At 63.2% G+C, this 18,419-nt stretch carries 18 protein-coding genes; 14 read left to right on the forward strand and 4 right to left on the reverse strand.

The features are described from left to right. The first annotated feature begins 43 nt into the window (after nt 1-43). From yrfG to FEM01_RS16300, 13 genes are all read left to right on the forward strand, one after another. The gene (gene yrfG, locus FEM01_RS16240; protein ID WP_138220508.1) at nt 44-706 is read left to right on the forward strand and encodes a GMP/IMP nucleotidase; all 663 of its coding nucleotides are present in this window, start codon (nt 44-46) and stop codon (nt 704-706) included. Between the two features lie 169 nt (nt 707-875). Beyond that, nucleotides 876-1,703 (forward strand): formate dehydrogenase accessory sulfurtransferase FdhD, encoded by an 828-nt coding sequence (gene fdhD, locus FEM01_RS16245; RefSeq protein WP_138220509.1) that lies wholly within the window; start codon nt 876-878, stop codon nt 1,701-1,703. A gap of 8 nt (nt 1,704-1,711) precedes the next feature. Beyond that, nucleotides 1,712-4,057, forward strand: a complete 2,346-nt coding sequence (locus FEM01_RS16250) for an FdhF/YdeP family oxidoreductase (RefSeq protein WP_138220510.1) — start codon at nt 1,712-1,714, stop codon at nt 4,055-4,057. Between the two features lie 231 nt (nt 4,058-4,288). Further along, on the forward strand, nt 4,289-4,768 hold the full coding sequence (locus tag FEM01_RS16255) for a glycine zipper domain-containing protein (RefSeq protein ID WP_138220511.1): 480 nt from the start codon (nt 4,289-4,291) through the stop codon (nt 4,766-4,768). Between the two features lie 325 nt (nt 4,769-5,093). Then, on the forward strand, nt 5,094-6,170 hold the full coding sequence (locus tag FEM01_RS16260; RefSeq protein WP_240791764.1) for a methyl-accepting chemotaxis protein: 1,077 nt from the start codon (nt 5,094-5,096) through the stop codon (nt 6,168-6,170). 21 nt (nt 6,171-6,191) lie between these two features. Continuing rightward, nucleotides 6,192-6,557, forward strand: a complete 366-nt coding sequence (locus tag FEM01_RS16265; protein WP_138220513.1) for a response regulator — start codon at nt 6,192-6,194, stop codon at nt 6,555-6,557. Continuing rightward, nucleotides 6,557-6,889, forward strand: coding sequence for an STAS domain-containing protein (locus tag FEM01_RS16270; RefSeq protein WP_138220514.1), 333 nt, complete (start codon nt 6,557-6,559; stop codon nt 6,887-6,889). The genes FEM01_RS16265 and FEM01_RS16270 overlap by 1 nt, the downstream gene beginning before the upstream one ends. Nucleotides 6,890-6,893: 4 nt before the next feature. Further along, nucleotides 6,894-8,876, forward strand: coding sequence for a chemotaxis protein CheA (locus FEM01_RS16275; protein WP_138220515.1), 1,983 nt, complete (start codon nt 6,894-6,896; stop codon nt 8,874-8,876). After that, nucleotides 8,867-10,489: a methyl-accepting chemotaxis protein gene (locus FEM01_RS16280; protein ID WP_138220516.1), complete on the forward strand. Its 1,623-nt coding sequence runs from the start codon at nt 8,867-8,869 to the stop codon at nt 10,487-10,489. Before FEM01_RS16275 ends, FEM01_RS16280 begins: the two co-directional genes overlap by 10 nt. Before the next feature lie 13 nt (nt 10,490-10,502). Continuing rightward, on the forward strand, nt 10,503-11,015 hold the full coding sequence (locus FEM01_RS16285) for a chemotaxis protein CheW (RefSeq protein WP_138220517.1): 513 nt from the start codon (nt 10,503-10,505) through the stop codon (nt 11,013-11,015). A 5-nt stretch (nt 11,016-11,020) separates the two neighbouring features. Beyond that, on the forward strand, nt 11,021-11,821 hold the full coding sequence (locus tag FEM01_RS16290) for a CheR family methyltransferase (RefSeq protein ID WP_171030976.1): 801 nt from the start codon (nt 11,021-11,023) through the stop codon (nt 11,819-11,821). Further along, a complete protein-coding gene (locus FEM01_RS16295) occupies nt 11,818-12,891 on the forward strand; it encodes a protein-glutamate methylesterase/protein-glutamine glutaminase (RefSeq protein WP_138220519.1) in 1,074 nt (357 codons plus the stop codon). Before FEM01_RS16290 ends, FEM01_RS16295 begins: the two co-directional genes overlap by 4 nt. Nucleotides 12,892-13,046: 155 nt before the next feature. Next, a complete protein-coding gene (locus FEM01_RS16300; protein WP_138220520.1) occupies nt 13,047-13,700 on the forward strand; it encodes a response regulator in 654 nt (217 codons plus the stop codon). Here FEM01_RS16300 and FEM01_RS16305 read toward each other — a convergent pair. From FEM01_RS16305 to hslO, 3 genes are all read right to left on the reverse strand, one after another. Beyond that, a complete protein-coding gene (locus tag FEM01_RS16305; protein ID WP_138220521.1) occupies nt 13,690-14,124 on the reverse strand; it encodes an acyl-CoA thioesterase in 435 nt (144 codons plus the stop codon). The two genes, FEM01_RS16300 and FEM01_RS16305, sit on opposite strands and share 11 nt — an antisense overlap. Before the next feature lie 125 nt (nt 14,125-14,249). Then, entirely contained in the window at nt 14,250-15,797 is a 1,548-nt protein-coding gene (locus FEM01_RS16310) for a phosphoenolpyruvate carboxykinase (RefSeq protein WP_138220522.1), read from the reverse strand. 179 nt (nt 15,798-15,976) lie between these two features. Further along, a complete protein-coding gene (gene hslO / locus FEM01_RS16320; protein ID WP_138220523.1) occupies nt 15,977-16,879 on the reverse strand; it encodes an Hsp33 family molecular chaperone HslO in 903 nt (300 codons plus the stop codon). Nucleotides 16,880-16,987: 108 nt separating this feature from the next. Here hslO and FEM01_RS16325 point away from each other — a divergent pair, with 108 nt between their 5' ends. Further along, nucleotides 16,988-17,788 carry a phosphatase PAP2 family protein gene (locus FEM01_RS16325; RefSeq protein ID WP_138220524.1) on the forward strand — a complete coding sequence of 267 codons (801 nt, stop codon included), beginning with the start codon at nt 16,988-16,990 and terminating at the stop codon, nt 17,786-17,788. Between the two features lie 213 nt (nt 17,789-18,001). Here the strand turns inward: FEM01_RS16325 and FEM01_RS16330 are convergent, their stop codons facing one another. Continuing rightward, a complete protein-coding gene (locus FEM01_RS16330) occupies nt 18,002-18,403 on the reverse strand; it encodes an RNA-binding S4 domain-containing protein (protein ID WP_138220525.1) in 402 nt (133 codons plus the stop codon). Between the last annotated feature and the right edge of the window lie 16 nt (nt 18,404-18,419).

The following is an 18,419-nucleotide window of genomic DNA, read 5'->3' on the forward strand; positions in this document are numbered from 1 at the left end:
CGGGTTACTATACCGTGGCTTGCCGACTGATCGAGAGTTTCCCATGCCCGTTCTTCCCTGGTCTGCCATCGACACCGTCCTGCTGGACATGGACGGCACCCTGCTCGACCTGCACTACGACAACCGCTTCTGGCTGGAACACCTGCCCCAGCGCTACGCCGAGCTGCACGGCGTCAGCCGGGCCATGGCCGAACTCGAGCTGCAACCGCTGTTCGAGCAGCATGCCGGCACCCTCAACTGGTACTGCCTGGATTTCTGGAGCCGTGAGCTGCGCTTGCCGATCCGCGAACTCAAGCAAGAGATCGCCGACCTGATCGCCCTGCGCCCCGACGCCGACACCTTCCTGGCCGCCATCGCCCAGGCCGGCAAGCGGGTGGTGATGATCACCAACGCACACCGTGATTCGCTCTCGCTGAAGCTGGAGCGGGTGGAATTAGCGCCATATTTCGAGCGGTTGATCAGCTCGCACGACTACGGCTATCCGAAAGAGAGCCCAGCGTTCTGGGACGCCCTGCAAGCGGACATCGGCTTCGACCCGGCACGCAGCCTGTTCATCGACGACACCTTGGCGATCCTGCGCAGCGCACGGCGCTACGGGGTCGCGCATCTGCTGGCGGTGAAACAACCCGATAGCCGAGGGGCACTGCGCGACACCCAGGAGTTCGCAGCGGTGGACGATTACCGCGCGCTGCTGGCAGGCCTGTAGCGCGCCGCAGACGGAATTCGAGGGGGGCGAACGTCTAGGCCAGCTGCGTTCGGCCCGCCGCACTGCGACCCATCGACGCGGTCTATCACGGCATAGATGCTAGCGATTAGACGCCATCGGCCTGCCCGCCTAGGCTTGGGAGGTTGAAAAGCCGCCGGTATGCGCCCCGATGAACAGCAAGCCACAGGCTGGCGCGACAGCCTCGCCAAGCGCCCTGCCCGCTGCCAGCAATACCTACGCCTACGCCCAACTCAGCGACGCGGCGGGTGACAGCACGCCCCTGGCCGAAGAAGTGGCCCTGGCCATCGTCTACAACGGCCTGAACCAGGCGGTGATGCTGGTCAGCCCCACCGATCTCGAAGACTTCGCGGTGGGCTTTAGTGTCGGCAGCGGCATCGTCAGCGGCACCGACGAAATCTATGACGTAAAACTGTCCGGCAGCGGTGCTGCGCTGTACGCCGACCTCGAGATCTCCAGCCGTGCGTTCTGGAACCTCAAGGACCAGCGCCGCCAGTTGGCTGGCACCAGCGGCTGCGGCCTGTGTGGGGTCCAAGCCATCGAGCAAGCCCTGCCGGCGCTTGCCGCGCTACCCGGCGGGCCCTTGCCCCCGGCGCACTGGCTCGACGACTTGCGCCAGCGCATCGATGCCTTCCAGCCGCTCGGCCAGCATTGCGGCGCCGTGCATGCGGCGCTGTTCATGGACCGCGACGGACAGTTACAGCTGGGTCGCGAAGACATTGGCCGGCACAACGCCCTGGACAAGCTGATCGGTGCCCTGCTGCGCCAACGCATCGACACCACAGGCGGCCTGGCGATCGTCACCAGCCGTTGCAGCCTGGAACTGATCCAGAAAGTGCTGCGCGCCGGCATCCAGACCCTGGTCAGCCTCTCGGCGCCCACCGGGCTTGCCTTGCAATGGGCACGCAAACACAACCTCAACCTCATCCATCTGCCCAAACACAGTGCACCGCGGGTCTTCAGCCCCGCAGCGGAGTAAAGACCCCCGTGACCTCCTACGCAAAACTTCCAGACAATGCCCCCGCCTCCCCACCTCGCTACAAGCCCTACGCTGGCCCTGCCGGTGGCTGGGGCGCGCTGCGCAGCGTGGCCAAGGCCTGGGTCGGCAGCGATAACGCGCTGAAGAACATCCGCGCCCTGCTCAAAACCAACCAGAACGGTGGCTTCGACTGCCCCGGCTGCGCCTGGGGCGACTCGCCCGAAAGCGGCATGGTCAAGTTCTGCGAGAACGGTGCCAAGGCGGTCAACTGGGAAGCTACCAAGCGTCGGGTGGACGCGGCGTTCTTCGCTCGCTACAGCGTCAGCGCACTGCGCGAACAGAGCGACTACTGGCTCGAATACCAGGGCCGCCTGACCGAGCCGATGGTCTACGACCCCACCACAGACCGCTACCAGCCCATCGACTGGGACGCCGCCTTCGCCCTGATCGCCCGGCACCTGAACGACCTGTCGAGCCCAGACCAGGCCGAGTTCTACACCTCTGGCCGGGCCAGCAACGAGGCCGCCTATCTCTACCAATTGTTCGTGCGCGCCTATGGCACCAACAACTTCCCCGATTGCTCGAACATGTGCCACGAGGCCAGCGGTGTGGCCTTGGGCCAGAGCATCGGCGTAGGCAAGGGCACGGTCACCTATGATGACTTCGAGCATGCCGACACGATCTTCGTGTGGGGCCAGAACCCTGGCACCAACCACCCGCGCATGCTCGACCCACTGCGCGATGCGGTGAAACGCGGTGCCCAGGTGGTGTGCGTCAACCCGCTCAAGGAACGCGGCTTGGAGCGTTTCCAGCATCCGCAGAACCCGCTGGAGATGCTTACCAACACCGACCGGCCGACCAATACCGCGTTCCTGCGCCCGGCGCTGGGCGGCGACATGGCGCTGCTGCGTGGCATGGCCAAGTTCCTGCTGCGCTGGGAGCGTGACGCCCAGGCCAAGGGCGAGCCCGCGATTTTCGACCACGTGTTCATCGCCGAGCACGGCCATGGGGTGAACGAGTACCTGGCGGTGGTCGATGCGACTCCGTGGGAACAGATCCAGGCGCAATCGGGCCTGCCCCTGGCCGACATCGAGCTGGCGGCGCGCATGTACTGCAAAGGCAAGCGCGTCATCATGTGCTGGGCCATGGGTATCACCCAGCACCGCCACTCGGTCCCCACCATTCAGGAAATCGTCAACCTGCAAATGTTGCGCGGCAACATTGGCGTGCCTGGCGCAGGCCTTTGCCCTGTGCGCGGCCACAGCAACGTGCAGGGCGACCGCACCATGGGCATCAACGAACGCCCACCGGCGCTGCTGCTCGACGCCATCGAGAAACGCTTTGGCTTCCAGGTGCCGCGCCACAACGGCCACAACACGGTCGAGGCGATCCACGCCATGCTCGAAGGCAGGGCCAAGGTGTTCATCGGGCTGGGCGGTAACTTCGCCCAAGCCACCCCCGATACCGAACGCACCGCCCAGGCACTGCGCAACTGCGCGCTGACCGTACACATCAGCACCAAGCTCAACCGCAGCCACCTGATCCACGGCAAGCAAGCGCTGATCCTGCCGTGCCTGGGGCGTACCGATATCGACCTGCAGGACGACGGCCCGCAGGCCGTGACCGTGGAAGACTCGTTCAGCATGGTCCACGCCTCCAACGGGCAACTCAAGCCACTGTCGCGCCAGATGCGCTCCGAGCCTGCCGTGGTGGCTGGGATCGCCGCTGCCACTCTGGGCAAGCGCCCGGTGGACTGGCACTGGCTGGTGGCCGACTACGACCGCATCCGCGACCTGATCGCCGACACCATCCCAGGTTTCGCCGATTTCAATCAGCGCCTGAACCTGCCGGGTGGTTTCTACCTGGGTAACAGCGCCGGCAGCCGCCAATGGAAGACCACCACTGGCCGCGCCAATTTCAAGGCCAACCTGCTGCCGGACAGCCTGCTCGACGCGCGCGTACGCGCCAGCGGCCAGCTGCCGGACCTGATCATGCAGTCGATGCGCTCGCACGATCAGTACAACACCACCATCTATGGCATGGACGACCGCTACCGGGGCGTACGCGGGCAACGCAACGTGTTGTTCGCCAACGAAGCCGACATCATCCGCCTGGGCTTCCAGCCGGGGCAGAAGGTCGATATCGTCTCGCTGTGGGGCGATGAGCACGTGCGTCGGGTATACGGTTTCACGTTGCTGGCATTTGATATTCCGGCCGGCCAGGCAGCGGCCTACTACCCCGAGGTCAACCCGCTGGTGCCGCTGGAAAGCGTCGGCGATGGCAGCCACACACCGACCTCGAAGTTCATCGCCATCAAGCTCGAACGAGCGCAGGACGACGGCCGGATCATCTGATCTGCCGTTACGACGCAGCAGGCCTGAGCCTTGCGCAAAAAAAAAGCCCTGTTCCGCAATGGTTCAGGGCTTTGTCATAAATACCTCAGACAGCCGAAAATCGCGAAAGTTTCATACATAATTCAATAACTTAGAGAATTGTGTACAACTCGTGCTACTCGTCGGATTTCCATTGCCAGGCGCCTCGGGCGGCCTCAAATTCCGCTTCGTCATCCCTATGAGGCTCTCTCGATGAAGAAGTACTCCTCGATTCTGTTGTTGTCTTTCAGCTTGCTCAGCGGCGTTGCCATGGCAGGCGGCACCACCGAGGCCGGCATTGGCGGCGCACTGGGTGGGGTACTCGGTTCGGTAGTGGGTAACTCGATCGGTGGCAGCACCGGCGGTGCCATCGGTGCCGGCCTGGGTGGCGCGGCAGGCGGTGCCTTGGGCGCCGACAAGCGCCAGCGTGGCGAGGCCGCCCTGGGTGGCGCCTTGGGCGCGGCGGGCGGCAACGTGGTCGGCCGCTCGGTGGGCGGCACCACCGGTAGCTACATCGGTGCAGCAGCTGGCGGTGGCGCTGGCGGCGCATTGGGTAACTACATGGGCAACAAAGCCGACGAAGATGAGCGCCACGATGATCGCCGCTACCGTCGCGGCTACGATGATCGCCGTCACTATGACCGTGGCCATCACTACGGCCATCGCAAGCACAAACGTCACTGGCGCGACTGATAGTCCCGCCCGCCTGCGGCACTTAGCGCAGGCGGGCGTAGACCCTGCAAGGCAAATAGCCACTACACCGTTACCTTAATCCATACTCCTAACCCCTAAGCACCCTCCTCAGCCTTTCCCGGCCCAGGCGACATTCGCCACACTCCACGGCCAATGGCGTCCCGCGCGCTCAAGCCTGACCGCTCAATCAACAATCTTCGTCGGCTCGGCGCGACACCCTCACGTGACCGACAAGTCGGATTAGGGGCCGTCCCGATTTTGACGTCAAAACTCAGGCCGTACCATCTGCGCTCGTAACCTGAAAAAGGCGCGCAGGGCAATGGGGATGTATCTCGTCATATGGATTGGCACAGCAGTCTGCGCGACCGCACTGCTGACAGGGCTTACCGAGTTGGGCCTGATTGCGACCGTCGGCATCTTGCTCGCGACCCTGACACTGCGCCCACGCCGCCAGCCCAGCGTGCCCCTTGCCGCGCCTCAAGACGCGGCCCCGGAGCAGCCAGATCAAGCGCTTTCGCGCCTGTTGCCCGAGGCTGCCCCCGCTTGGCTCGACGGCCTCGAGCAGAGCCGAGCCTTGGTCGCCAGCAACATCGGCGGGCTGCTGGAGCGTTTCGCAGCCATCCACCAACGCGTCGGCGCTTCGTTGGAAGCTGCCGAACGGGTGGTCGCTCAGGATGGCGTCGGCGAAGGTCTACGCCAAAGCACCGAACAATTGCACCAGGTCACCGACGCCTTCAGCCAACGCGGCCAACGCCAGAACGCGGTGCTCGAGAGCATCAGCCACCTGGGCAGCTACACCGGTCAACTGCAAGCCATGGCCCGGCATGTGCAGGAAATTGCCAGCCAAACCAACCTGCTCGCCCTCAACGCCGCCATCGAAGCCGCCCGTGCCGGCGAGAACGGCCGTGGCTTCTCAGTGGTGGCCGACGAGGTGCGCAAGCTTTCGCAACTGTCGGCAACGACTGGGCAATCGATGGACCTGAAAGTCGGCGAAATCAACCACGCCATCCAGGCCAGTATCGAGTCGGCGCAAACCCTCAACCAACAGGATCAGGCCGACCTGACGCGCCTTCAAGCGCTGCTAGACGGTGTGATCGACGGGCTTGGCGGCAACCTCTCGGCCTTGGATCACACCTCCCGCGCCCTACAGCAGGACGCCCGCACGACCCAACAGGACATTCAGGCGATCATGGTCAACCTGCAATTCCAGGACCGCGTCGACCAGATGCTCGACCACGTGCGCATCGATCTGCACGAACTGCTCCAGGCCATCGATCAAGACCCGCGCCAGCTCGACGACATTCAGGCCTGGCTGCGCCGTCAACGCGAGCGCTTCACCACTGCCGAAGAACGCAATGGCCAGAACGGCCAGGCACAAGCCGCCGAACTCACCTTTTTCTAACTTACCCCAGGACTCTGCACCATGGCCAAGACCATTCTGATCGTCGACGACTCAGCTTCCATGCGCCAATTGGTGCGCATCAGCCTCGCAGCGGCAGGCCACACGGTCATCGAGGCCTGCGACGGCCAGGACGCACTGGCCAAGCTCACCGGCCAGAAGGTCAACCTGATCATCAGCGACGTGAACATGCCCAACCTCGACGGTATCGGCTTGGTCAAGGCGCTCAAGGCGCGCAACGAATACCGCTTCACGCCGATCATGATGCTCACCACCGAAAGCGAGCAGAGCAAGAAGGCACAAGGCCAGGCAGCCGGTGCCAAGGCCTGGATGGTCAAGCCCTTCCAACCCCAGCAGTTGTTGGCTGCCGTAGAAAAGCTGGTCGGCTGATGGCCCACCTCACGCTGCACCCCGCCGACACCGATGCGCCAGCGCGGCTGTGCCTGGAGGGCGACCTGACCATCTTCGAGGCGCGCGACACCCACGCGGCCCTGCTGGCGCTGCTGGCCGAACAACAAGGGCCGTGGAGCCTCGACCTGAGTGCCTTGGGCGAGGTCGACAGCGCTGGCCTGCAACTGCTGTTGGCGCTGGCCAAAAGCCTGGGCGGCGAATCCCAGCCACTGCCGGTCGTTGCGCTGACACCCGAGGTCGGCGCGCTGCTGGAGTTGCTGCGGCCCCACGAGCTGCTGATCCCCTCTCAACGCTCCGCCTGCGCAGGATGACCCCATGCTCGATGCCGAACAGTGGCAGCAGTTGCTCCAGGGCTTTCTAGACGAGGCCGACGACCTGCTCAAGGAGGCCGAGGACTGCTTGCTGGTGCTCGAACGCAGCCCCGCTGACAGCGAAGCGATCAACGCGCTGTTTCGCGCGGTCCACACCCTGAAGGGCTCGGCGGGGATCTTCTCGCTCGAACCCCTAGTAGCGCTGGCCCACCATCTGGAGAACCTGCTGATGCAGGTCCGCGATGGCCAGCGTAGCCTGGATGACCAGCTGACCTCACTGATGCTGCAGTGCATGGACGAACTGAACGTCATGTTGCGCAGCATCGACCTGCAATCAGCCACCCTGGCCGCGCATAACCCTCGCCAGGCAGAACTGCTGAACGCGTTGCAAGCCGCTGGCGAAAGCCCGGCAACCTCAAGCAGCACGTGCAGTACCTGGCAGCTGTCGCTGCGCCTGGATGGCGACCTGCTGCGCAACGGCTTCGACCCCTGTGCCTTCATTCGCTACCTGACGCGGTTGGGCGAGGTGCAGGCCTTGCAGACCCTGACCCACGCGTTGCCGACGCTGCAAGAGATGGACCCCGAGCACTGCTACCTGGGCTTCGAGATCACCTTGAGCAGCCCGGCCAGCCGCGAAACGTTAGAGGATGTCTTCAGCCTCGCTGACGGGTTCTACAGCCTGGAACTCAGCTGCACGCCGTCCTCGGACACGTCACCGGCCATACCTCGCCCGACAGCGCAAACGTTAGCGCCCACCGCCAAGGCGGACGAACCGCGCGCCGTGCAAGGCGGCACGACCCTGGTCAAGGTCGCCGCGCACAAGCTCGACGAGCTGATCAACCTGGTCGGCGAGTTGGTCATCAGCACCGCCGGTGCGCACATGCAGGCCATGCGCAGCGGCGACAGCGACTGCATCGAGCGGGTACAGGCGGTGCACCAGCACGTCGAGCAGATCCGTGAACGCGCCCTGAAGCTGCGCATGGTCGAGATCGGCGAAACCTTCAACCGCTTCCACCGCGTCGTGCGCGACGTCAGCCTGACACTCAACAAGCAGATCCAGCTGCATTTGCGCGGCGGCGACACCGAGCTGGACAAGACCCTGATCGACCGCATTGCCGACCCGCTGATCCACCTGGTACGCAATGCCATCGACCACGGGATCGAAGCGGCCGATCAGCGCCTGGCCGCTGGCAAGCCCGCGCAAGGCACCCTGAGCCTGACCGCCGGTCACGATTCCGGAATGATCGTACTGGAAATCCAGGATGACGGGCGCGGGCTGGACACCGCGCGGATCCGCGACAAAGCCATTGCCCGTGGCATGCTCGATGCCGACAGCAACCTGTCCGACAGCGATATCCACATGCTCATCTTCGAGCCGGGCTTTTCCACCGCCGAGCAGGTTTCCAACCTGTCGGGGCGCGGGGTCGGCATGGACGTGGTGCGCAGCGCCATCGACGAGCTACGCGGGACCATCGAAATCGAGTCGCAGGCAGGCCAGGGCTGCCTGTTCCGCATACGCCTGCCGCTGACCTTGGCGATCATCGACGGCTTCCTCGTCGGTGCCGGGGCCGAGCGTTTCGTCATCCCGCTGGACATGATCACTGAATGCATGGAGGCGCCGGCTGATAGCAGCGGCCCTCTGAACCTGCGCGGCAAGCCGCTGCCGTGTATCGACCTGGCCACCCATTTCGCGCTGGGCCCACCTGCGCTCAGTCGCCGCAACATCGTGGTGGTCAGCCAAGGCCGACAGCAGGTCGGGCTGATCGTCGACCACTTGTTCGGCGAGCTGCAAACCGTGATCAAGCCGCTGGGGCAATTGTTCCGCCATCTCAACGGCATCAGTGGCTCGACCATTCTCGGCTCAGGGCAGGTCGCCCTGATTCTGGATATCGCCAGCCTGTTCCGCGACCTGCAACAACGTAGCGAACCCAAGCATCGGCCCTCAGCGACAATACCTTCCCTTTCCGGAGACAAGCTATGCAGTTGATCAGCAACATGAAGATCGGAGCCCGCCTGACCTTGGGCTTCATCGTGGTCGTGGCGCTGACAGCCGTGATCGGTGTCATCGGCATCCGCAACCTCGATCAGGTCGACCAGCTCTCGGACCGCATGTACGACGTCGACATCCAAGGCCTGAGCGCTCTGCAAAACGCCAATATCCAGCTGGTCACCGCTGGACGTGCGGTGCGTCAGAGCTTGCTGGCGGTCACCCGCGAGGGGCGTGACCTGGCCGCCGCCGATGCACGCAACGCCCTGGAAAAGACTCGCGACTTGCTCGAACAAGCCAAGGGTTATCACATCACGGGACAAGGCAAAGCCGATATTGAGCACATCGCCGCGCGCCTGCAGGATTACGCCAATACCGCCAACCTGGTGCTGGCCACCCACCAGCAATCGGACCAGTTGCAAACCCCGACCTCGGCACTTGAGCTGCTGCCACGCATCATTGCTGGGGCCAACGAGCTAGACAAACTGATGGGCACCGCCAGCCAGAACAAGCAAGCGCGCTCGAGTCAGGCCAACGACGAAATCACGGCCATCGCCGACCGCTCGAAGACGCAGATGATCGTGCTGGTGCTAGTCTCCACGCTGACAGGCTTGCTGATCGGCATCCTCGTCACACGCAGCATCACCCGCCCGCTCAGCGGCGCGGTAGAGGCCGCCAACCGCATGGCCGGTGGCGACCTGAGCCAGGACCTGGTGGTCAACCGCCGCGACGAAACCGGGCAACTGCTGGGCGCGATGCAGAACATGACAGTGCGCCTGCGCAGCATCCTCGGTGACGTGCGCAGCGCTGCAGACGCATTGTCGTCGGCCTCTGCCGAAGTCAGCTCGACCTCCCAGTCGCTCAGCCAGGCCGCCGTAGAGCAGGCCGCCAGCGTCGAGCAGACCAGCGCCTCGATCGAGCAGATGTCCGCGTCCATTGCCCAGAACACCGAAAGCGCCAAGCTGACCGACAGCATCGCCGGCAAGGCGTCCAGCGACGCCGGCCAAGGCGGCAACGCGGTCGGCGACACGGTGCTGGCGATGAAGCAGATCGCAGACAAGATCGGCATCATCGACGACATCGCCTACCAGACCAACCTGCTGGCCCTCAATGCCGCCATCGAAGCGGCACGTGCCGGCGAGCATGGCAAAGGCTTCGCGGTGGTCGCTGCGGAAGTGCGCAAGCTCGCCGAGCGCAGCCAGGTCGCCGCGCAGGAGATTGGCCAGGTGGCCTCAAGCAGCGTGCAACTGGCCGAGAAGGCCGGCGTCCTGCTGGGCGAAATCGTGCCCAACATCCAGCGTACTTCTGACCTGGTCCAGGAAATCACCGCTGCCTCGCAGGAGCAGAGCAGCGCCGCCGGCCAGATCAACATTGCCATGGGCCAGATGAACCAGATCACCCAGCAGAACGCATCGGCTTCCGAAGAGCTGGCCGCCACAGCTGAAGAGATGAATGCCCAAGCCGGTCAGTTGCAGGAGCTGATCGCGTTCTTCCGCTTCGAACAGGATGGTTCGGTGCGCCTCCAACGGCCGCTCGACAGCTCACCGAGCGAGCACCTGCCGGCGGTGCGCAAGGTCAGCCTCGACGACAGCCAGTTCGTCAACTTCAGCTGACCGAGGCACCGCCATGACCGCTATGTCAGCTCCTCTCGCCAGCCTGCCCGAAGCGCAAAGCATCCAGCACCTGAGTTTTCGCGTGCGCCAGGCAGGCTATGCCCTGCCGATCGATCTGGTGCGCGAAATCATCGAGTACGCCGAAGTCACTCGGGTACCGATGATGCCCGACTACATACATGGTGTGATCAACCTGCGTGGCAATGTCGTGCCGGTCCTCGACCTGGCGGCACGTTTTGGCCTGACGCGCACCGAGCCGGGCAACCGGACCTGCATCGTGATCACCGAACTGCACCTGGAGGAAGCCAGCCAGCGGCTGGGGCTGGTGGTCGATGCCGTGGACGCCGTGCACGACATCGACCCACGCGAGGTCCTGCCGCCACCGCCGTTCGGGGCACAGATCCGTGCCGACTTCATCGCCGGCATGGCACAGCAGGACCAGCGCTTCCTGATCATCCTGAACCTGCTGCAAGTGTTGTCCACACAGGACCTGCTCAACCTCGCCCAAGCCAGGGGGGGCGACTGAAGCTCATGCTGCAGCTCCCCAAGCTGGGCGAGGCCCAGTTCCAACAATTGCAACGCCTGATGCACGACGCGTCGGGCATTCACCTGGCGGACAACAAGCGCACCCTGGTGGCTGGGCGCCTCATGCGTCGGCTACGGCACTTCCAGTTCACCCACTACGACCAGTACCTGGCGTTGATCGCCGACCCCGCGCATCAGCGCGAACGGCGCTTGGTGGTGGACCTGTTGACCACCAACGAAACGTACTTTTTCCGCGAGCACCCGCACTTCGAATTCCTCGGCCAGTGGCTGGAGCGCCAGCGCACCCCGCAGCGCTTGTGGAGCGCCGCCTGCTCGTCAGGCGAAGAACCCTATAGCCTGGCCATGGTCGCCGCCGAGCATGCCCGCGTCGATTGGTCGATCGTGGCCAGCGACCTGAGCCAGAGCATGCTCGCCCAGGCCGAGCGCGCGATCTACAGCATGGACCAGAGCCGCTATTTCCCACCGGGCTGGCTACGTCGGCACTGTCAATGCGGTGTGGGCGAGATGCAGGGGCGCATGCGCATCCAGGCCAATCTGCGCTCGCGCGTGCATTTTCGCGAAGTCAACGTGATCCGGCCGTTGCCCGATGACTTGGGTACCTTCGACGTGATCTTCCTGCGCAACTTGCTGATCTACTTCGAGCCTGCGCAAAAACAGGACATCGTGCGGCGCATGGTTGGCCAGCTGCGCGTCGGCGGCCTGTTGTTCATCGGGCACGCCGAAAGCATCCACGGCTTCGACCTGCCGCTGCGCCTGGCACAACCGTCGGTGTTCGAGCGGGTATGAACAACCACAACAAAGAACCGATCCGCGTATTCATCGTCGACGACTCGGCACTGGTCCGCCAGGTGCTGACCCAGTTGCTGGAAAAGCATGCGCACCTTCGCGTCATTGGCATGGCCGCCGACCCGTTGTACGCCATCGAGAAAATGCGCAAGGAATGGCCCGACGTTCTGATCCTCGACTTGGAAATGCCGCGCATGGACGGGCTGACCTTCCTGCGTCAAGTCATGGCAGAACGCGCGACCCCGACGCTGATTTGCTCAAGCCTCACCGAGCCCGGCACGGCAATGTTGGAGCAGGCCCTGAAGGCCGGTGCCGCCGGCGTGTTCACCAAGGCCAAGCTGGGGCTGCGCAAGGGCCTGGAAGACCTTGAAAACGAACTGGTGCGCAGTGTCGAGCACGCCGCACGACAAGCCCCTGCGCGCGTGCCTGCGAGCAAGCCAGTCGATGAAAAAAAAACTCCCCTCACTACGACGTGCGGTCTCAAAAATCCAGAGCGAATCGTTACACTTGGCTGTTCTACGGGCGGTACCCTGGCGCTGGAGCACATCCTCAAACGCTTGCCGGAAAACTGCCCAGGCATTGTGATCGTTCAGCACATGCCGGAAAAATTCACCGCCGATTTCGCACGCAGGCTCAACAGCCTGTGCCAGATCGAGGTACGCGAAGCCAGGCATCTGGACCGCGTGCACAGCGGGTTGGCACTACTCGCGCCAGGCGGCCTGCACATGCAGCTCAAGCGCAGTGGCGCACATTTTGTGGTCGAGGTGCTCGACGGCCCGGCGGTCAACCGCCACAAGCCATCCGTAGACGTTCTGTTTCGCTCTGTCGCACGTCATGCAGGGAGCCATGCGCTAGGGATCATCATGACCGGCATGGGGGATGACGGTGCGCGCGGCTTGCTCGCCATGCGCGAACAAGGTGCCAGTACCGTGGCGCAGGACGAGGCAAGCTGCGTGGTATTCGGCATGCCCAAGGAAGCTATCAGGTTGGGGGCTGCGCAGCGGGTCGAACCGTTGCAGCGCTTGCCTGTGCTGATCAGCCAATTCGCCGAACCAGAAGACTCGCGATGAGGGAGATCGTGCAGTGCGGTTCGAGCAACCGATTCGTGCCACATGCATTCGTCGATTTCGCAAGTAAGCACGCGGACAGCAGGTGGATGTCCGCAGCGTATGGCGCTACCCGCTGTCATTACGCTTCCACAATTTTGCAAGACAGGTTACAGCCTATGCGTTGCCGTGTACTCCTTGCTGACGACTCGCCGCTGTTCAGAGCAGGCCTGCGAGCGTTGCTCGAACAAAAAAAAGAATATGTCGTCGTCGGCGAAGCGGGTGACAGCCTGGGTACGGTCGCACTGGCCGAGCAGTTCAAGCCGGAGTTGATCCTGCTCGATGTCGAGCTTGCCTCGGCGAATGAACAGACCCTGCATGAACTCGCCCTGCGCGCGCCAGAAAGCGCGGTGCTGATGCTGTCCTCGCGCTCGGAACTGGATTTCGTGATGAAATGCCTGCGCCAAGGCGCCCAAGGCTTTCTACTCAAGAGCGCAACGGTGCTCGAGCTGGAGCTGGCCCTGCAATCCTTGCAAGCCGGCGGGCAGTACCTGTGCTCAGCCGTGCTGCCGCTGGTCATCGGCCAGGCCGTCAAACAGAGCCGCCACCGCAAGATCAACAATCAGACCATGCAGCTGACCGCCCGCCAGCTGGAGATCCTGCGCTTGATCGCACGCGGCGAAACCACGCGCTCCATCGCCGAAGGCCTTGGCCTGAGCATCAAGACGGTAGAGGCGCACCGTTCGCAGATCATGCACCGCCTGCAAATCCGTGACGTGCCCGGCCTGGTGCTGTTCGCCGTGCGCGAAGGCATCATCTGCCTCAACGATTGAGTGACAGCCCCGCCAGGATCAGGCGCAAGGTTTCAGGCAACACCACCGGCCTTGCACTGCTGCGCTCGATGAAAACCTGAACCACCGTCCCCGCCGCGCAAGCCTCGGCGTCTCCAGGACGGTATAGGGCCAGGCGAAACTCTACGGTACTGCCCACCAGGCGGGTCACGCCCAAGCCCACTTCGAGCACGTCGGGAAAGCCGGGTAGCGCAAAGAAGTCGGCTGTCGAACTGACCACGAACGCCGCCAGCTCACCGTCACGCAGGTCCAGTTCGGCCTGCTCGACGAGAAATGCCTGGATCGCGGTTTCGAAGAAGCCGTGCACCGTGGAGCCTGCCAGATGACCGTTGAGGCCGTTGTCCTGGGGACGCGTGAGGATCGGGTGGAAATGCGAGAAGGCAGAGCGTTGCGGGGATTCGGTCATGGGGCCTACCTGATCGGTCCTGAGCATGTCCGAGCAGCATCCCATACTGCTCGCAGCACGCCTACTCCCCTGAAAAACCAAAAAGCCGCCCCGAGGGGCGGCTTTCGATCCGAACCGGTGACCGATTACAGCTGCGGGCCAGCGGCCTTGATCGCGTCGGAGACGTCGAACTTCTTGAAGTTCTCGGTGAACAGCTTGGCCAGGCCTTTGGCGGCCTCGTCGTAGGCTGCTTTGTCCGCCCAGGTGTTACGTGGGTTGAGCAGCTCGGTCTCGACGCCCGGCACGGCTTTTGGCACGTCCAGGTTGATGATGTCCAGGTGCTCGGTCTCGGCACCGACCAGCGCACCGCTCTGGATGGCAGCGATCACGCCACGGGTGGTCGGGATGCTGAAGCGCTTGCCAACGCCGTAGCCACCGCCGGTCCAGCCAGTGTTGACCAGGTAGACCTTGGAGCCGAACGCGTTGATACGCTTGATCAGCAGCTCAGCGTACTCGCCGGCTGGGCGCGGGAAGAACGGTGCGCCGAAGCAGGTGGAGAAGGTCGACTTGATGCCGCCGCCCGAACCCATTTCGGTGGAACCGACCAGCGCGGTGTAGCCGGACAGGAAGTGGTAAGCCGCCTGCTCGTTGTTCAGGATCGACACCGGAGGCAGTACACCGGTCAGGTCGCAGGTCAGGAAGATCACTGCGTTCGGCTCGCCACCCAGGTTGGCTTCGGCGCGCTTGGCGACGTGCTCCAGTGGGTAGGCGGCGCGGCTGTTCTGGGTCAGGCTGACATCGGCGTAGTCGGCGTGCTTGTCCGCATCGAGTACGACGTTTTCCAGCACGGCACCGTGCTTGATGGCTTTCCAGATGACCGGCTCGTTCTTCTCGGACAGGTCGATGCACTTGGCGTAGCAGCCACCTTCCATGTTGAAGACGACGCCTTCGCCCCAACCGTGCTCGTCGTCACCGATCAGGTAACGGCTTTCGTCGGCCGAAAGGGTGGTCTTGCCGGTGCCCGACAGGCCGAAGAACAGGGTCACATCGCCCTCTTCGCCGATGTTGGCAGCGCAGTGCATCGGCAGCACGTCGGCGGACGGCAGCAGGAAGTTCTGCACCGAGAACATGGCTTTCTTCATTTCACCGGCATAACGCATGCCGGCGATCAGCACCTTCTTCTGAGCGAAGTTGATGATGACGCAGCCATCGGAGTTGGTACCGTCACGCTCAGGCTCGCACACGAAGTTGGCGACGTTGAGGATCTGCCACTGGTCGCGACCGGCCGGGTTGAACTGGCCTTGCTCCGGGTTGATGAACAGGCAACGACCGAACAGGTTCTGCCAGGCAGTCTGGGTGGTCATCTTCACCGGCAGGTAGTGCTCGGCGGCAGCCCCTACGTGAACGTAGGAAACGAAGTGATCCTGGGCGTTGTTGAACGCCTCGACGCGGTTCCACAGGGCATCGAACTTGTCAGCCGGGAACTTGCGGTTGATCGGGCCCCAGGCAATGGCGTCCTGGGTGGACGGTTCTTCGACGATGAAACGGTCGGCCGGTGAACGGCCCGTACGGTGACCGGTTTCGACTACCAGTGCGCCAGTATCGGCCAGCACGCCTTCACCGCGGGACAGCGCTTCTTTTACCAGCTCATCGACGCTCAGGTCGGTGTACACGGTGTTGTTGGCTTGCGTCATGAGATACCCCATCCGGCCCGAGGCCGAGTGCTCCAAACGTTTTGTAGTAGCTTTGAAAAAACTACTACAGCGAAAAAAGTGGCCGGATTATGCCAGAAACGCCCAAAAAAAGTAGGCCCCTCCTGTCAGAACTGCGTTTTTGCGCAATTCGACAGGAGATTCCCCTGTGCTTTAACGTTTCAGTGACGAGTTTCTGACGCCGAGTCCGTGCCACCACCGGCAAACAGTTGCGCGACATCGCTCGCATCGAACATATAGCGCTCGTTGCAGAACTGGCAGTCGATCTCGACCGTGCCGCCGCACTCCTCGACCAACGCCTTGGCGTCGGGCTCGCCAAGACTGACCAGGGCATTGCCGGAACGTTCGCGCGAGCAACTGCACTTGAAGCGCAGCGGCTGAATATCAAACAGGCGAACGGCGTCTTCGTGATAGAGGCGGTGCAACACCGTTTCGTTGTCCAGGCCGAGCAATTCTTCGGTCTTCACCGTGTTGGCCAGGGCTTTGACGTGGGCCCAGCTTTCATCGCGCTCCTCACTGTCGCGCTGACGGTCAGCGGGCAGTTGCTGCACCAGTAGGCCGCGTGCGCGTGCGCCATCGGCGGCCAGGGCGATGCAGGTATTGACCTGCTGCGACATGACGAAGTAATTGGTGAAGCACTCCGACAGGTCCTTGCCGTCGAGTTCGACAGTGCCCTGATAACGCTGGCCATTGACCGGGATGATAGTCAGCACCAAATGCCCACCTGGCATCAGGTCGGCAAGGGTTGCATCGGCCTTGATCTGCTCGGCTTCATAACGCGCCAGGCCGCGAATGTCGTGCTCACTGGTGCATTCGATCGCCAGCAGCGGCACCGGCCCCTGGGATTGAGCCTGCAGGATCAGCAGGCCATCGAACTTCAAGGTGCCGACCAACAGTGCAGCGGCAGCCATCAACTCGCCGAGCAACTGGCGCACGGCCTGTGGGTAGTCGTGCTTGGCCAGTACCTCGGCGTAGCTGCTTTCCAGCGCGACCATCTCGCCGCGAACATCGCGGTCGTCGAAGATGAAACGTTGGGTGAAATCAGTATCTGGCAAGTCGCTCATGGTTGTCTGGCTATCTGAAAATAATGACAAAATAATTACAGGTGGCTAAGAAGCCCCCTGCAGAGCGCTTTTTAGGCGCCCAAACCCTTTAGGACATCGAGGTATCTTATGGACAATCGACCACTGTTCCAAGCGAAGTGGTCCTGGGGACCCCTGGCAGCCTGCACGCTGCTACCCATCGCGTTACTGTGTTTCTGGTTATGGCCCATTGGCCAGATCCTGTGCCTGACATTCGACGAATGGCTGTTCCGCACGCTCAATGCGCCGCTGGCCGACAACGTGGTCTGGCGCAGCATCTGGGCGATCGGCAGCCTGCGTCCGTTCGACATCCTGGTCGGTTTGCTGATGCTGTCGCTGCTGGTTCGCGGCGACTGGGTGTTCAAGGCGGTGCAGGTGCGTCAGGCGTTTTTCGGTTTCCTGGTCACGCTACTGCTCTTAGTGGTGATTCGCGCGCTGTTTTCCAAGTGGGTCGGGGCAATGGGCTGGCAACACCAGAGCCCATCGATGAATTTCGATGACGCCGTGCACCTGAGCGACTACTACCCCAACCTGGAAGCCAAGTGGGAACTCAAGGACCGTTCCGGGCAGAGTTTCCCCGGTGACCACGCCTCGGTCCTGCTGATCTGGGCGCTGTACATGAGCCTGTTCAGTCGCCGTCTGGTGCAACACCTGGTTACCTGGGCACTGGCGTTCGTGTTCATGATGCCGCGCCTGGTGGCCGGCGCCCACTGGGGCCAGGACGACTACATCGGCGGCCTGCTGATGGCCATCCTGGCCTTGGGCTGGAGCTGCCATACACCGCTGGCGGCCAATGCCAGCCGGGCCTTGATACGCTGGACCGCGCCGTTGTTCCGCTTGCTCGGCAAGTTGCCGTTGATCGGGCGCATGAGCGTCATGCGCGCAGCTTGATCCCCTGATCGCGGGGTAAGCCCACAGATTTCAGCATCACGCGCCCCCTGTAGGAGCGGCCTTGTGCCGCGAAGGGGCGCGCAGCGCCCCCCTCTATGTTTGCATGAAGCTGAAATCCTGGGGCTGCTTCGCACCCCTTCGCGGCACTAGGCCGCTCCTACACCTGCTCGCCCAATCAAAGCGTTGTGAGGTATTCCATATACCGCCATGGCATCACTCGAAACTGCCGTGCAGTTGGTGAATCTGGCGCCGCTGCTTCTTGTTCGGCCGCCCATCGGTGGTCATCCCCAAGGCCCCAGCCTTGCGCAACTCTGCTGCCTGCTCACGGCGCTTCACGCTTTCCGGCGTTTCCTCGTATAGCGCCTGCGCCTCGGGCGCACCGCGACGCACTACCGACAACGCCTTGACCACCACGGTACGCTCGTCGAACCCAGTGCGCAGCACGTACTCGTCCCCTACCCGCGGCTCCTTGCCAGGCTTGCAGCGTTCACCACGCCAGTGCACCTTACCGCTCTCGATGGCGGCCTTGGCCAAAGCACGGGTCTTGTAGAAGCGCGCCGCCCATAGCCATTTGTCCAGGCGGACCTTGTCGTCATCGTCAGACTTTTGTGCCATGGTTTTTCCTCGAATG

It is taken from the genome of Pseudomonas mosselii, from assembly GCF_005796105.1.
GTDB lineage: Bacteria > Pseudomonadota > Gammaproteobacteria > Pseudomonadales > Pseudomonadaceae > Aquipseudomonas > Aquipseudomonas mosselii_C.

Coding starts and splice junctions, on each gene's coding strand:
- FEM01_RS16290 (WP_171030976.1), top strand. CDS start 11,021: ATGCTGCAGCTCCCCAAGCTGGGCGAGGCCCAGTTCCAACAATTGCAA.
- FEM01_RS16255 (WP_138220511.1), top strand. CDS start 4,289: ATGAAGAAGTACTCCTCGATTCTGTTGTTGTCTTTCAGCTTGCTCAGC.
- yrfG (WP_138220508.1), top strand. CDS start 44: ATGCCCGTTCTTCCCTGGTCTGCCATCGACACCGTCCTGCTGGACATG.
- FEM01_RS16285 (WP_138220517.1), top strand. CDS start 10,503: ATGACCGCTATGTCAGCTCCTCTCGCCAGCCTGCCCGAAGCGCAAAGC.
- FEM01_RS16305 (WP_138220521.1), bottom strand. CDS start 14,124: ATGACCGAATCCCCGCAACGCTCTGCCTTCTCGCATTTCCACCCGATC.
- FEM01_RS16260 (WP_240791764.1), top strand. CDS start 5,094: ATGTATCTCGTCATATGGATTGGCACAGCAGTCTGCGCGACCGCACTG.
- FEM01_RS16275 (WP_138220515.1), top strand. CDS start 6,894: ATGCTCGATGCCGAACAGTGGCAGCAGTTGCTCCAGGGCTTTCTAGAC.
- FEM01_RS16280 (WP_138220516.1), top strand. CDS start 8,867: ATGCAGTTGATCAGCAACATGAAGATCGGAGCCCGCCTGACCTTGGGC.
- FEM01_RS16300 (WP_138220520.1), top strand. CDS start 13,047: ATGCGTTGCCGTGTACTCCTTGCTGACGACTCGCCGCTGTTCAGAGCA.
- FEM01_RS16295 (WP_138220519.1), top strand. CDS start 11,818: ATGAACAACCACAACAAAGAACCGATCCGCGTATTCATCGTCGACGAC.
- hslO (WP_138220523.1), bottom strand. CDS start 16,879: ATGAGCGACTTGCCAGATACTGATTTCACCCAACGTTTCATCTTCGAC.
- FEM01_RS16310 (WP_138220522.1), bottom strand. CDS start 15,797: ATGACGCAAGCCAACAACACCGTGTACACCGACCTGAGCGTCGATGAG.
- FEM01_RS16265 (WP_138220513.1), top strand. CDS start 6,192: ATGGCCAAGACCATTCTGATCGTCGACGACTCAGCTTCCATGCGCCAA.
- FEM01_RS16270 (WP_138220514.1), top strand. CDS start 6,557: ATGGCCCACCTCACGCTGCACCCCGCCGACACCGATGCGCCAGCGCGG.
- FEM01_RS16330 (WP_138220525.1), bottom strand. CDS start 18,403: ATGGCACAAAAGTCTGACGATGACGACAAGGTCCGCCTGGACAAATGG.
- fdhD (WP_138220509.1), top strand. CDS start 876: ATGAACAGCAAGCCACAGGCTGGCGCGACAGCCTCGCCAAGCGCCCTG.
- FEM01_RS16325 (WP_138220524.1), top strand. CDS start 16,988: ATGGACAATCGACCACTGTTCCAAGCGAAGTGGTCCTGGGGACCCCTG.